General features: G+C 56.9%; 15 protein-coding genes. 6 read left to right on the top strand and 9 right to left on the bottom strand.

The window, feature by feature from the left end; all coding sequences use genetic code 11:
* Positions 1 to 26 precede the first annotated feature (26 nt).
* Both ACR3E2_RS12695 and regB read right to left on the bottom strand, forming a co-directional pair.
* The gene (locus ACR3E2_RS12695; RefSeq protein ID WP_480482600.1) at positions 27 to 1,532 is read right to left on the bottom strand and encodes a PAS-domain containing protein; all 1,506 of its coding nucleotides are present in this window, start codon (positions 1,530 to 1,532) and stop codon (positions 27 to 29) included.
* Positions 1,533 to 1,598: 66 nt separating this feature from the next.
* Positions 1,599 to 2,996, bottom strand: a complete 1,398-nt coding sequence (gene regB / locus ACR3E2_RS12690) for a sensor histidine kinase RegB (protein ID WP_480474439.1) — start codon at positions 2,994 to 2,996, stop codon at positions 1,599 to 1,601.
* 90 nt (positions 2,997 to 3,086) lie between these two features.
* Here regB and ACR3E2_RS12685 point away from each other — a divergent pair, with 90 nt between their 5' ends.
* Both ACR3E2_RS12685 and ACR3E2_RS12680 read left to right on the top strand, forming a co-directional pair.
* A complete protein-coding gene (locus ACR3E2_RS12685; RefSeq protein WP_480474441.1) occupies positions 3,087 to 3,713 on the top strand; it encodes an SCO family protein in 627 nt (208 codons plus the stop codon).
* A gap of 81 nt (positions 3,714 to 3,794) precedes the next feature.
* Positions 3,795 to 4,349 (top strand): ActR/PrrA/RegA family redox response regulator transcription factor, encoded by a 555-nt coding sequence (locus tag ACR3E2_RS12680; RefSeq protein ID WP_050604676.1) that lies wholly within the window; start codon positions 3,795 to 3,797, stop codon positions 4,347 to 4,349.
* Between the two features lie 37 nt (positions 4,350 to 4,386).
* Here ACR3E2_RS12680 and ACR3E2_RS12675 read toward each other — a convergent pair whose 3' ends face one another.
* On the bottom strand, positions 4,387 to 5,109 hold the full coding sequence (locus ACR3E2_RS12675) for an SGNH/GDSL hydrolase family protein (protein ID WP_480482602.1): 723 nt from the start codon (positions 5,107 to 5,109) through the stop codon (positions 4,387 to 4,389).
* A gap of 36 nt (positions 5,110 to 5,145) precedes the next feature.
* Entirely contained in the window at positions 5,146 to 5,739 is a 594-nt protein-coding gene (locus tag ACR3E2_RS12670; protein ID WP_480482603.1) for an HD domain-containing protein, read from the bottom strand.
* Positions 5,740 to 5,945: 206 nt separating this feature from the next.
* On the opposite strand from ACR3E2_RS12670, the gene ACR3E2_RS12665 reads away from it, so the two are divergent.
* From ACR3E2_RS12665 to ACR3E2_RS12650, 4 genes are all read left to right on the top strand, one after another.
* Entirely contained in the window at positions 5,946 to 6,260 is a 315-nt protein-coding gene (locus ACR3E2_RS12665; RefSeq protein WP_480482605.1) for a hypothetical protein, read from the top strand.
* Positions 6,261 to 6,362: 102 nt separating this feature from the next.
* The gene (gene ahcY, locus ACR3E2_RS12660; protein ID WP_267366313.1) at positions 6,363 to 7,751 is read left to right on the top strand and encodes an adenosylhomocysteinase; all 1,389 of its coding nucleotides are present in this window, start codon (positions 6,363 to 6,365) and stop codon (positions 7,749 to 7,751) included.
* A 13-nt stretch (positions 7,752 to 7,764) separates the two neighbouring features.
* The gene (locus ACR3E2_RS12655) at positions 7,765 to 8,514 is read left to right on the top strand and encodes an extensin-like domain-containing protein (RefSeq protein WP_480482607.1); all 750 of its coding nucleotides are present in this window, start codon (positions 7,765 to 7,767) and stop codon (positions 8,512 to 8,514) included.
* A 137-nt stretch (positions 8,515 to 8,651) separates the two neighbouring features.
* Complete coding sequence (locus tag ACR3E2_RS12650) at positions 8,652 to 8,993, top strand: DUF2853 family protein (RefSeq protein ID WP_480482609.1); 342 nt, start codon at positions 8,652 to 8,654, stop codon at positions 8,991 to 8,993.
* A 219-nt stretch (positions 8,994 to 9,212) separates the two neighbouring features.
* On the opposite strand, the gene ACR3E2_RS12645 is transcribed toward ACR3E2_RS12650, so the two are convergent.
* The 5 genes from ACR3E2_RS12645 to tsaD all read right to left on the bottom strand — a co-directional run bounded on the left by ACR3E2_RS12645 (position 9,213) and on the right by tsaD (position 13,418).
* Positions 9,213 to 10,508 (bottom strand): hypothetical protein, encoded by a 1,296-nt coding sequence (locus ACR3E2_RS12645; protein ID WP_480482611.1) that lies wholly within the window; start codon positions 10,506 to 10,508, stop codon positions 9,213 to 9,215.
* A gap of 160 nt (positions 10,509 to 10,668) precedes the next feature.
* Complete coding sequence (locus ACR3E2_RS12640; RefSeq protein ID WP_480482613.1) at positions 10,669 to 11,091, bottom strand: EVE domain-containing protein; 423 nt, start codon at positions 11,089 to 11,091, stop codon at positions 10,669 to 10,671.
* Positions 11,091 to 11,360, bottom strand: coding sequence for a YciI family protein (locus tag ACR3E2_RS12635; protein WP_480482615.1), 270 nt, complete (start codon positions 11,358 to 11,360; stop codon positions 11,091 to 11,093). The genes ACR3E2_RS12640 and ACR3E2_RS12635 overlap by 1 nt, the downstream gene beginning before the upstream one ends.
* Before the next feature lies 1 nt (position 11,361).
* Positions 11,362 to 12,324: an NAD(P)H-dependent glycerol-3-phosphate dehydrogenase gene (locus ACR3E2_RS12630; RefSeq protein WP_480482617.1), complete on the bottom strand. Its 963-nt coding sequence runs from the start codon at positions 12,322 to 12,324 to the stop codon at positions 11,362 to 11,364.
* Positions 12,321 to 13,418: a tRNA (adenosine(37)-N6)-threonylcarbamoyltransferase complex transferase subunit TsaD gene (gene tsaD, locus ACR3E2_RS12625; protein WP_480482619.1), complete on the bottom strand. Its 1,098-nt coding sequence runs from the start codon at positions 13,416 to 13,418 to the stop codon at positions 12,321 to 12,323. The genes ACR3E2_RS12630 and tsaD overlap by 4 nt, the downstream gene beginning before the upstream one ends.
* Positions 13,419 to 13,424: the final 6 nt, after the last annotated feature.

Raw genomic sequence — 13,424 nt, 5'->3', positions numbered from 1 at the left:
TCTGCCCAATCGGCTGCAACCCCGGTTCAGGCGCTGATCTGTTCCAACGGGGCGGTTTTTGTCAGAAGATCCACGGGTGCAAACCGCACGATCGTCGCACCGTTATGAACCGGTGAAACCGTGCAGTCCAAAGTGATGCCCGACCGCATCCGGATTTCAGCCGTCCACTCCGCCCGGTTATCCCGCATTTCGACGAAATCCCGGATCTCTCCCAGAATCGGCGTAGCAACACAATGCTCCTGCCACCGCCGCGTGACATCGGTGACCGTGTCGTTCTGAAAGCCGATTTCCTGTGCGTCGCCCCAAAGTTTTTCGTAGGCGTAGTTGGTAAGGGCCAGGGTGCCATCATCGGCAAATACAGCGATTGCATCGGCCAGCTTGTCCAATATGGATTGCATCAGATCCATCTCGGACCGGAAGCGGCGCGTCAACGTGATTTCTGCCGTAATATCTTCGAACAGAAACGCAACAGCCCCGTCGGGGTGCGGCCTGCCGCTTACAGAATAAACCGAGCCAGAGGGAAGCGACCATGTTTCGTGGTAATTGCCGCCCTCGGCCGCTTCGAGCAGGTCGTTCATCTGACGCCGCCATGTACGGTAGTTCTTGGGCTCTGGCATCATGTGCTGATCCCTTAGCCGGTCGAAGAAACTGCTGATATTCGGGCGGCAACTGAGGAAATCCGGCGGCAACGTGGTCAGATCAATCAGGGCCGGGTTGAACAGCGCCAGTTGCCGGTTGCGATCGAAAATGGCCAGGCCGATCGAAAGTTGAGCAAACGTCTTGGTCATGGTCTGCACGAACTTGCGTTGCGCGGTTTCCGCTTCGACAATGGCGTTGATGTCTGTGGCGTAACATAACCGCCCGTCTTCCTGTTCGATCTGCGTCAGATCGAACCACAACTTGCTGTTGGACCCAGTCACATCTACCGAAACCCTTGATTTTCCAAGCGACGGCGCATCAGAGGTGCCCGGAAACAGAGGGGCAGTCAGATCGGCATCCTGACCACGTGCCCGGCGAACAAGCGTGACATAAGCTGCATTGCACCACTGGACCTGGCTGTTGTGATCCAGCAACCATACCGGATAGGGGGCCTGTTCCATGGCCAGACGGCTCGGTTCACTCAGCGCGCTTGACCTGGTCGGAGAGATTCGGGCCGGTTCGTGCAGACGCACGCGGACAATCCCGTCGATCCATTCACACACCACTTCGCGTTCGACTGTGCAATCAATGGCCGAGATTACCAGTACGTTTTGGTCGCGAACTTTTTCGGGTGTTTCGGGGAAGGTGGGGAAATCTCTTTTCAGCAGGCGGCGCAAATCCTGCCAGCTTCCAACATGCTCGAACCCGGCAAGCGCGATATCGGAGTGGCTGATCAGGTGATCACCATCAAACAGGAATACCGCATCAAACAGGGATGTTGTTGAAAACAAGCCAAAGACATCGTCGCGTCGCGTCTGGCGTGGCAATAACCACTGTACGGCAAAGCATCCCGATACCAGGCTGATCGCGGCCAGAATGATCCAATCGGCCATTAATTTCCCCAAGGTAGAACCAAACCCCGGCTGACTATGGGCAGGATAGGTTAACGGCTCCTTAACTCATACTTGAATGCGTTTGTTGGAACCGGATGGAACCGGAGTGTCACCTTTTTGCGCGTCAATCAGGTTGCGCGGCCACGAGACCTTGACGATTGCACCTGTCCTGTCTTTTTGATCGGTCAGACGCTGATACGGATCCGTTCCATTAGCGAATTTCAGCTCGGCGCCGCTGCGTTCCAGCAACGTTTTTGCGATGAACAGCCCCAGTCCCATGCCTTCGTATTCCGGACGGGTTCGCAGGTCGGCTTCGGCCCGTCTGCGGCGCATGAAGGGATCACCGATGCGGCCAATCATGTGCGACGGGTAGCCGCGCCCGTCATCCATGATGCTGACGGTGATTTTGCTGTCCGTCCATTCGGCTTCGACCCAGACATTGGCGCGGGCGAAATCTACGGCATTCTGGATCAGGTTGCGGAGTCCGTGAATGATCTCGGGCTTTCGCAGAATCGAGGGTTGCAGCACATCTCCGTCCTGCGCCGGGCCTTCCGAAAAATGAACGACCTTGCCCCGGTCAACATGCGGTTCGGCGGCTTCGTTCACCACTGTTGAAAGTGGAGCCTGCCGCAAATGCAGGTCATCTTTTCCGGCACGACCCATATCGCGCAAAATGTCGCGGCACCGATCGGCCTGTTCGCGGATCAAGGCCGCGTCTTCCTTGAGGTCGGGGCGGTCGTCCAGCTCTTCGATCAGTTCCGCACTCGTCAGTTTGATTGTTGCCAGAGGGGTGCCCAGCTCGTGCGCGGCGGCGGCGACCACGCCGCCCAGATCGGTCAGTTTTTGCTCGCGCGCCAGCGCCATATGGGTGGCAGCCAGCGCTTCGGACATGGACTGAACCTCGGAACTGACGCGGTGAGAATAGGCACCGATAAAGACGATGGCGATAATAATAGCCGCCCAGTTGCCAAACAGCAGGATTTCCGGAATGTCCAAAACCACCCCGATGTTGGTCCGCAGCGGCAGGTGGAATTCCGCCAGCAGAGTGGTCAGAACAATTGCAACAGCCCCGACAATCAAGGTCGACCGTGTGCTCATCACATTGGCGGAAATCGTGACCGGCCCCAGAAGCAGAAGGGCAAAGGGGTTGTTCAGCCCGCCTGTCAGATACAGCAAGATCGACAGTTGCAGAAGATCGAACAGAACCATCAGGAAGTTTTCGAACTCGGACATCCGCTTATTCTGTGGAAACAACAGAATGGCGGTCAGGTTACCCATGACCGAGATCCCGATGGCCAGATAGCACAGGCCCAGTTCCAGCTGCACATGATAGTATTGCTGGGCCACGGTGATGGCGGTGATCTGACCAAAGATGGCAACCCATCGCAACAGGATAAGGGTGCGCAGGCGGATCCAACTGCTGCGTTCCTGGCCGCGCCAAAAAGTCTGATTGGAATCTGCCATTGGTCGCTTATGTCCTGTTGCAAAGGCTGGTCATCTTGTTAGGTGTCCCGGCCGAAACGATCAACAACTCCTTGCGACCGGAAAACCGAAATGACCCGCCTATACGCAATTCTTGCAACTCTCGTTCTGGCTATTGGCCTAGGTGCGATGTGGCTTTTGACACGTGGGGGCGGTTCTGGTGACCAGTTTGCACAGTGCCGGTCCGGGCAGATCGCCGGGGGGACCGCTGCTATCGGCGGGCCGTTTGAACTGGTGAATGGCAAAGGTGAGACGGTGACCGACAAAGATGTTATCACCGAACCCACACTTGTCTATTTCGGCTATACATTCTGCCCCGATGTCTGCCCGTTTGACATGTCCCGCAATGTTGAGGCCGTGGATATCCTGAACCAGCGCGGGCAGTCGGCAACGGCGCTGTTCATCTCGATCGATCCCGAACGGGACACGCCCGAGGTTGTGGATGATTATGCCTTTAATCTGGGCGGCAAAACGATTGCCTTGACCGGTTCACCCGAACAAGTCAGGGCGGCGAGCAAGGCTTACAAGACCTTTTACAAGGCACAGGATAAAAGCGACGAATTCTATCTTGTTGACCATTCCACCTTCACCTATCTGGTGACGCCCGAACATGGTTTCCTTGAATTCTTCAAGCGCGATGACACGGCCGAACAGATGGCTGACAAGGTCGGGTGCTTTCTGGACCAGGCTGCGCATTAACAAGGTTGTTTGACCTTTGTTTCTGCGCTGCTATTACTCATGTTTAAGCCAAAGGCATGAAATAGCGGAAAGACCTAACATATGGCAGACAGTTCTCAGCTTGATATCGGCCCTGACAAATCCCTGCTTTTGGTGGATGATGACGAGCCGTTCCTGAGACGTTTGGCCAAGGCCATGGAAAAGCGTGGGTTCGAGGTTGAAACCGCAGGATCCGTCGCCGCAGGTCGTGCAATTTCCACCGCCCGCCCACCGGCTTACGCAGTTGTTGACCTGCGACTGGAGGATGGCAATGGTCTGGATGTGGTTGAGGTTCTGCGCGAAAAGCGCCCCGACAGCCGGGTTGTGGTTCTGACCGGGTACGGGGCGATTGCGACCGCAGTCGCCGCGGTAAAAATCGGCGCAACCGATTATCTGTCGAAACCCGCCGACGCCACCGACATCACCAATGCGCTGCTGGCCAAGGGTGACGAATTGCCCCCGCCGCCGGAAAACCCGATGAGCGCGGACCGCGTGCGTTGGGAGCACATCCAGCGGGTTTATGAGCTGTGTGACCGCAATGTCAGCGAAACGGCGCGGCGGCTGAACATGCACCGCCGGACCTTGCAGCGGATACTGGCGAAGCGTAGTCCGCGTTGAGACTATAACCTAATCACCGCAAAAACCCCACTCAGCGTCACTGAAGGGAGCACTTTATTTCAGCGCAAAGCTGCTGTGTCAGGTGACGATAACCGATTGGATTGGGGTGTAGGCCGTCCGATGTCCACTTGTCGATGTTATTACTATACCCGGGAGGGGAGTTGAGAAACGTGCAGTTTCCCATTTCCAAGCAAGTTTGTTGTGCTGCAATGTTGTAGGCGGTTCGAAACGTTTCGTTTTCGATAGTCCAAGTTTCGCTGGCGACAGGCAGAACGGCACGCCAGATCAATCTGTCTACGGAGGTGAACACATCCGCTAACTGCTTAACATATTTCGGAACCTCCTCCAGAGGTGCGTCGTTCAGGGCGTCATTAACCCCAACACCCAAGTACCAGACCGGAACATGAGTGATGAGCTCCGGGTGTACCCTTGCTATTAAGCCTTGGGTTGTGTCCCGACTGATTCCCAGATTCAATGCGTTTGAAACGATGTTGCTGGTTAGCCATCCCTCGATGATGGAATCACCAATAAATGCGATTTGAATATTCGGTGACGCTAGAGCTTGGGAAATCGGTCGTTTGTGCAGCCACACCATTGTCTGATAGTGTTTAGTTTCTGTGACGGGAGTATGCGCTCCGGTAAGCTTGCGTACTGTCTTCGCCAGATACCCAGTTCTGATCAACACGGCTGCTAGCGCCAGGATCAGCACCAAATTTGTTGCAAGCAAGATCCGGTTCCCAATCGGCCGTTTCGCGCTCATTTCACCATTTCCTTTAGCTGTTCAGGTTGCAAGTCGCTAAAGTAGCGCGAGAAGCACTGTGTGCCGATCTGTGTAGGCTTTCCTTACTTCGACCGGTGGTCTCAACGTAATCTCCAATCCCTCCATCACCGCTTTATCCGGGCGACCAAAGAATTTCGTCGCCTCAGCCTCGGAAAAGCCCGCGATCTGGGTGGCCTCCATCCAGGCGCTGATCTTGTCGGCTTTCTTGATCTGCCGCTTCACCGTTTTCGGCACCGCGGCTGGCAGGCCGAAGCGGATGTGAATTGCTGCCGCCAGACGGTCATCCAAGGCGCCGTAACCGGGGCCCACAGCGGATTTGACCGGCGAAATCATGTCGCCGATCACGTATTCCGGCGCATCATGTAACAGGGCTGCCAACCGCCACTTGACGGGTGTCTTGGGGGCAATTCTGCCGAAGAGTTCCTCAACCAACAGGGAGTGTTCGGCCACGGAATAGGCGAAATCGCCGCGTGTCTGCCCGTTCCAGCGCGCCACAAAAGCAAGCCCATGGGCGATATCTTCTATCTCGATATCCACCGGGGTCGGGTCCAGCAGGTCCAGCCGACGCCCCGATAACATGCGCTGCCATGCCCTGGGTTGTGTTGCCATTTTGCTATGCCTCGCCTGACCGGACGCGATTGCGCCATATTTTTGTGTTATGATGTACCTGTCTGGATCACTTGCTGCCAACAGTTTCTTGAGCATTTGTGCTTTGAAACGGCGCGCCATGATCCCGACATCAAAACCGAGGGGGGCACATGCTTCTCCCGGTGTGCTCCTCTCGACCGTGAAACGCGAAACGATAGGAGTTTGTCATGTTCAAGCGTTTATTCGCCATTGCCTTGACCTTTGGAATGGCCGCGACCGCCCCACCAGCTTTTGCCCGAAGTTGCGCAGATCGCGACGATATTGTCACCAGATTGCAGGAAAACTACGCCGAAGAATTGGCCTTTGGCGGTTTGCAAAAGACGCGCGACGCGCAATCTGTGATGGAGGTCTGGGCCTCGAAGGAAACGGGCAGTTATACCGTTTTGGTAACCAATGCGAACGGAATCAGTTGTATTGTTGCCGTTGGCACAGATTTTTTTGAAGCGATACCAAAGATAAAAATCGAAGGCACGCCAAGCTGAAAGCGGCCAGCAGGCTTCCGGTAACAGTCTTCAAAGTTGCCACCTGCCCCAAGGAGTGCTAGGGGCAGCCGGGACTGTGATTTACCGAAAATGGAGCGCCTGATGGCCGTGGACTATATCGTTAAAGACATTTCGCTGGCCGGGTTCGGCCGCAAGGAATTGGATATTGCCGAAACCGAGATGCCGGGACTGATGTCTCTGCGTGCGGAATATGGGGACAGCAAGCCTCTGACAGGTGCGCGTATCGTTGGGTCGCTGCACATGACCATCCAGACCGGCGTTCTGATTGAAACGCTGGTTGCGCTGGGTGCGGATGTGCGCTGGGCGTCGTGCAACATCTTCTCGACTCAGGACCATGCCGCCGCCGCGATCGCCGAGGCGGGCATTCCCGTCTTCGCCATCAAGGGTCAGACGCTGGAAGAGCATTGGGATTATCTGGATAAATCCTTCCTGTTTGAAGATGGTCCGAACATGATCCTTGACGATGGCGGCGACGCGACCCTGTACATCCTGCTGGGCGCACGTGCCGAAGCGGGCGAAGACATCATCCCAGTTCCGGGTTCGGAAGAGGAAGAGGTGATCAAGAAGCAGATCGCCAAGCGCATGGCGGCCAGTCCCGGTTGGTTCACCAAGATGCGCGACCAGATTCAGGGCGTGTCCGAGGAAACCACCACCGGCGTGAACCGTCTGTATCAGCTGGTGAAAGACGGCCATCTGCCGTTCCCGGCGATCAACGTGAATGACTCGGTCACAAAATCGAAATTCGACAATAAATACGGCTGTAAGGAATCGCTGGTTGACGGTATTCGCCGCGCCACCGACACCATGATGGCCGGTAAGGTTGCCGTGGTTTGCGGCTATGGCGACGTGGGCAAGGGCTCGGCCGCCAGCTTGCGTGGCGCGGGTGCGCGCGTGAAGGTGACCGAAGTTGACCCGATTTGCGCGCTGCAGGCTGCGATGGATGGGTTCGAAGTGACCTTGCTGGAAGACGAAGTTGCCAGCGCGGATATCTTCATCACCACCACCGGCAACAAGGACGTGATCCGCATCGAGCATATGCGCGAGATGAAGGACATGGCCATCGTTGGCAATATCGGTCACTTCGACAACGAGATTCAGGTGGCTAGCCTGAAGAACCACAAGTGGACCAACATCAAGGAGCAGGTGGACATGATCGAGATGCCTTCGGGCAACCGTCTGATCCTGCTGTCTGAAGGCCGTCTGCTGAACCTTGGCAATGCCACAGGTCACCCGTCTTTCGTGATGTCGGCTTCGTTCACCAACCAGGTTCTGGCACAGATCGAACTGTTCACCAAAGGTGACCAGTACGAGAACAAGGTCTACATCCTGCCCAAGCATCTGGACGAAAAAGTGGCCCGCCTGCATCTGGATCGCATCGGCGTGAAGCTGACGAAGATGGATGCGGATCAGGCGGCGTACATCGGTGTCAAACCGGAAGGTCCATACAAGCCGGAACACTACCGCTACTGATTGTCGTCTGACGATGACGCAGAACAACGGTCGCCGCCGGTTTCTTTACTCGGCGGCGTTCTTTGTTTTCAGGGTTCTGGTTGTGGTGATCGTGCTGGGCGGCGGCGGCTGGGTGCTGTTGGCGCATCCAAAGACACCGGTGCCATCGCACTGGAACCCGTTGCGCGACCTGAAAGTCAGCGCGCCGGTCACGCCGGTCACCAGGTATCAACTGAACCGCGCCGTGGCGGACGAAACCCAGTGTCGGGCTACGTTGGCCGAAGCGGGGGTTCATTTCGAGGCGATGGAGGATCTGGTCATTGACCAGAACTGTGGCATTGCCGCACGCGGCCTTCTGACCCGACTGGCCACCTCGCATATCGAAGCCGTTGAAACCAGTTGCGCCACGACATTGCGGCTGGCGATGTGGGAACACCATGTCGTGCAGCCGGTCGCGCACGAACTGCTTGGAACCGGTATTGCCCGATTGCGCCATGTCGGAAGTTACAATTGCAGGCGCATGCGCACCCTGAAGGGTGAAAACAACGGATGGAGCAGCCATGCCCGTGCGGACTCGATCGATATCATCGGTGTAGAGACGAGCGATGGCCGCGTGCTGACCCTGTTAAAGGACTGGCACGGCTCTGGCGCCGAACCCGCGTTCCTGCGACAGATCTGGCGGGGCGCGTGCGACTGGTTTCGTGTGGTTCTGGGCCCGGACTTCAATCGCTTGCACGCGGATCATTTCCACCTGCAAGGTTCTGGCTGGGGGTACTGCAGATAGGTCTTGCATTCTGTGCCTTCCAGCCCCCGTTAAGGGGGAGGAAACGCAGTTTTTTATCCTTTTTGGCAGACCTGTGACACGTCTAATCTCGGCTATCGGTGATTGGTGCCGGATTAACGGATTAAGGAGATTAGGACATGGGCAAGCGCGACGAGCTGATCGCCAAATACGCTGAAGATCTGAAAAACAAATGTGGGATGAACCCCGATATGGACCTGCTGACCAAGGTCACAATCGGTTGCGGCCCGGCGATTTATGACGCAGATGCGGCAACTGTTGCAGCCAGCCAGGAGTCCGAGTTGGAAACCGTCAAAAACAACTTCCTGATCAAGAAACTGGGCTTGTCCGATGGTCCCGAGCTGATGGCAGCGATCAACAAAGCCATGGAAACCTATGGCATGTCCGAGCGCAACAAATACCGCGCCGTGGTCTATTACATGCTGACCAGGCATTTCGGAAAAGAAGCCGTTTACGGCTGATCTTTCCGCGCATTCCTGAAACGCCTGTCGCCTTCCCGGCGGGCGTTTTGTATTTGAGTTGTTTTTTAAGGACTTGGCGTTTGAAATGCTGGGCGCGGTTGGGCTAAGGTCAAACCGTGACCAGGACGGTCAGAACCAGACATTTCCATACGCGTGTGGTGAGTAGGGAGCACGCGGGGGTAGGGAAGGTTCTGTATCGTCAGAACCTTCCCTCATTATTCATCTGAACTCTTTTAGGATACGCGCGATAAGGTTTTCTGCGCTGTCAGGCTGAACGGTTGAATTATCGTCCGCATTTCCGCCGCTGCCTTCCAGATAAACCTCGATCCGCCCCGGGCGCGTCTTGCTGCCCGAGCTTGTGAAGTCCCGTGCGATACCCCCAAGTGCATCGGCGGCCATCGCGGCGTTTTCGGCGTCATCGGGATGGTAAAACCGGACCTGGGTTTCTCGGACCCGGTATCCCACCCGAGCTGTTGCCACCACCGTTGCCTGACCTCGGGCAAGCAGTTCCAATGCCCGGTTGCTGGTCTCTTGCGAAACTCTCGACGGTACAAAAAGCGAGACCTCCAGACCAATGGCTGGCGCCAAAAGAAGCGGTTTCACCTCGGTGTAGGGTCGATTGGCGGGTGTGTCGATCTCTTGCGGAACGGGATCATGGGCTATCTGCGACATTTGCGATAACCCGTCCTTGTTCAGCGGATTGAGATTGCGAAATCGTGGATCATACCAGGCTGGAATCGCGGCTTGAATGTCTGAAGCAGTTGCGACGGCCAACGTGGGCTCCAATTGGGCCGGAATGAAAATCCTGGGCGGTGTTAAGGAAATCTCCGGCTTCTCCGTTGCCGCTTCAGGATTCGGGCCGGTTGTAAACTCGCTTTCCGGCATGACAGCGCTTTCCGTCTCCTCGGAAGGGGTTACATCGGAGTGATCCAAAATTACCGGATCGACGGACTCGCTATTAGGCTCGTCCAGGGGTTCGCTGACGTCGGCGGGGATTGAGAGAGGCTCAGGCTCAGGGGCCCCTGAAACCAACAGACCCTCTGGCGTAGGAGTGTCTATTGCGTCCGGCAGGCTGGTGGTTGCAGCCTCAGGCTGTTCTTCGGGGACCAGAAAGGTTTCAGAAAGCGCATTCAGAACGGCCAGGTCTTCTGCATCTGCGGGCGGCCACTCATCTAAAAGATTTGCAATGACCCATTGCAAGGCGGCCCCACACAAAAGGGCAAACAGTACTAACGCGACCCAAGTTTTCCGTTTTTTTCTGACGCGCGGTTTGTCCAGATTTAGCGAGCGGACCCGCTCGGAAACGATCTGCTCTGTATCTGTATCATCCGGCGGGGGTGGTTCGTCTGTCTGGACAGATGTCGAAACAGGTTCTTCCGACGTCTCTTCTTGCGCCTTCGCAAGCACTGACGCGCGTTTTTCCCGCGCTTCTTTCAGGCGCGCTTCCCAGGTTTTCGTGCTTTTCGCAGCAACGGTGTTATCGAGCGTCCCGTTGCCGTTTTCGTTGTCAGACACGGGGTTCAAACTTTCAAAACATATCGAATTTATCCGAACAACACCAAGCGGTTACGACCAGAGCAATCATAACCTTCAGGTCCCCACCCGGCGTAACCCTTGGAAACATAACACCTTGCCGGACGTTTGAGAAGTTTTGCACTTGATACGGGTCGGCAGGTCAATCCGGCTGCGTTTCACCCAAGGCGCAGATCGCCTTCCATTGATCGTCAGTTACCGGCTGCACCGACAAACGAGAGTTTTTCACCAGCACCATGTCGGCAAGCCGTTCGTCGGCCTTGATCTGGTCCAGTGTCACGGGCTTGGAAAAGGACCGGACGGCCTTGATATCCACGCATTCCCAGCGCTCGTCATCGGTGGAACTGTCGGGATGTGCCTCGGCGCATACCTCGACAATACCCACAACCGATTTGTCCTTTTGAGAGTGGTAGAAGAATCCCCAATCCCCAATGGCCATCTGACGCATGAAATTGCGCGCCTGATAGTTGCGCACACCGTCCCATTCCTCGCCCGTGTCCCCCTTGGCCATTTGCTGTTCCCAGCTCCAGGTCGAAGGTTCGGACTTGAAAAGCCAATATGCCATCAGCCGATCACCTTTTTCCAGGGAATCAGTTCAACCGACTGGAACAATCCAGCCTTCGCATAGGGGTCATTATCTGCCCAGTTTTGCGCAGCAGCCAGATCTTCGACGTCGAGCACAACCAGCGAACCGATCATGGCGTCGCCATCCAACAGCGGCCCTGCCTGCGATACAACACCCGTTTCTTCGATATAGGCCAGATGGGCCGCGCGATTGTCCAACCGGGTCTGCAGTGCCCCGGCTTTGTCACGGGCGATGAGTGCGATCAGCATGTTATTCCTCCTTGAGTGGGCGATTGAGCAGGTTTTGGATGGCCTCGGTCACACTGTAGGCACCATGGCTCAGATCCGCCACAGTTGTACTGATGGGCATGTCCAGCCCTTCCTTGACGGCAATCTCTGACATGGCGCGCGCGGTGGCGACGCCTTCGACGGTAGTATGTTGGTCAAATGGTTGGCTCAGACCCAAACTAAGGCCAAAACGGTAGTTTCGGGACAGTTCTGAGGAGCAGGTCAACACCAGATCCCCAAGCCCGGACAAACCCATCAGGGTGTCAGAGCGCGCGCCACGCAGGGTGGCAAAGCGCTGCATTTCCGCAAAACCGCGAGTCATCAACGCGGCCCGGGCGCTGTCCCCCAGCCCCGCGCCGATTGCTGCGCCGCAACCGATGGCCATGATGTTCTTCAGCGCCCCACCAAGTTCAGCACCTATGGTGTCAGTGGTCCGATAGAGGCGCAGGTTTGCAGTGGCCAGTTTGGTCTGCAATGCTTTGCCAAGATTCGTATGACCGCAAGCCAGCGTTAACGCAGTGGGCAAACCGCGCGCTATGTCATCAGCAAAACTGGGCCCTGTCAGCAAAGCGATCGGGGCGTCGGGGACAACATCCCTGATGACCGCAACGGGCCCGAGGCCAGAATCCAACTCTATCCCCTTACAGCAAGCGACCAGTGTCTTGCCGCGCAGCACCGGGGCGTGATCCTGCAAGGCGCTTCGCAATTGCTGCATGGGAACGGCCAAAAGCAGAATGTCAGCCTTCGACGCCTCAGCGATATTTGCGGTTACGGCGATGTTCGTGGGTAAGGAAACCCCAGGCAGCCGGGTGGAGTTTTCGCGCGTCTCGTACATCTGCCGCGCCTGATCGGCGTTTCTGGACCACAGCGTTACTGGCCCGTTGCCTGATAGCGAGATCGCCAAAGCGGTACCAAACGCGCCGGATCCCAGGACAGATATGTTCATGCCTTGGCCCCTTTCTTACCGCTGCCCAGCATGGCCGGGCTGCGTTGATCCAGCGGCCAGCGGGGGCGGGCAATCAGGTCCAGACCGTCGCGCGCGCCGGTGCGAAAGCGTTCAAGACCCGCATAGGCAATCATCGCGGCATTGTCCGTGCACAAAGCCAGCGGAGGTGCAGTAAACCGAGCGCCTTGCTGGGCGCAAACAGACTCTAACGCTGTCCGAATGGCCGAATTCGCTGCCACCCCACCTGCGACCGCGACAACGGGATCAGCAGGGTTGTGATCAAGATACAGATCAATCGCGCGGCGGGTTTTCTCGGCCAATGTGTCCACTATGGCCTGCTGGAATCCTGCGCACAGATCAGCACGGTCCTGACGGGTCAACCCACCCTTGTCGGCCACGATCTGGTCGCGCATCCGCATCAACGCTGTTTTCAGCCCCGAAAAAGACAGGTCACAGCCGGGCCGGTCGAGCAGTGGCCTGGGAAAGCGGAACCGCTGGGGATTACCATCACGGGACTCAGCCTCGACAGACGGGCCGCCGGGTTGCGACAGGCCCAGCAGGCGAGCGGTCTTGTCAAAGGCTTCCCCAGGTGCGTCGTCGATTGTACCGCCCAGGCGGGCAAACTGCTCGGGACTATGGGCGATCAGGTATTGGCAATGGCCGCCCGACACCAGAAGCATGAGGTAAGGGAAGGCGATGCCGTCCGTCAGGCGGGGTGTCAAGGCGTGACCGGCAAGATGATTGACGCCAATCAGCGGCAAGCCCGTGGCGACGCTCAGCCCTTTGGCGCACATGACACCGGACATGACCCCTCCGATCAGACCGGGCCCGGAGGTGACGGCAATAGCGTCCATGTCGCGAAGTGACAGACCGGCGGCCTCCAGCGCCTGCATGACACAGACATCCAGCTTTTCGGCATGCGCACGGGCCGCAATCTCGGGTACGACACCGCCAAAGGCGCTGTGCAGATCGGTTTGACCGTGCACCACAGAAGACAGGATCTCGGCTTTGGCACCTTCGGTCTGGCGCACGACAGCTGCGGCTGTGTCGTCACAGCTGCTTTCCAAACCCAATACGGTAAGTGTTTGCACCATCACCCT

The sequence above is a fragment of the Ruegeria sp. AL7 genome (assembly GCF_056536105.1).
The sequence above is the reverse complement of the archived record's forward strand: the minus strand, read 5'-3'. Positions and strand labels throughout refer to the sequence as shown.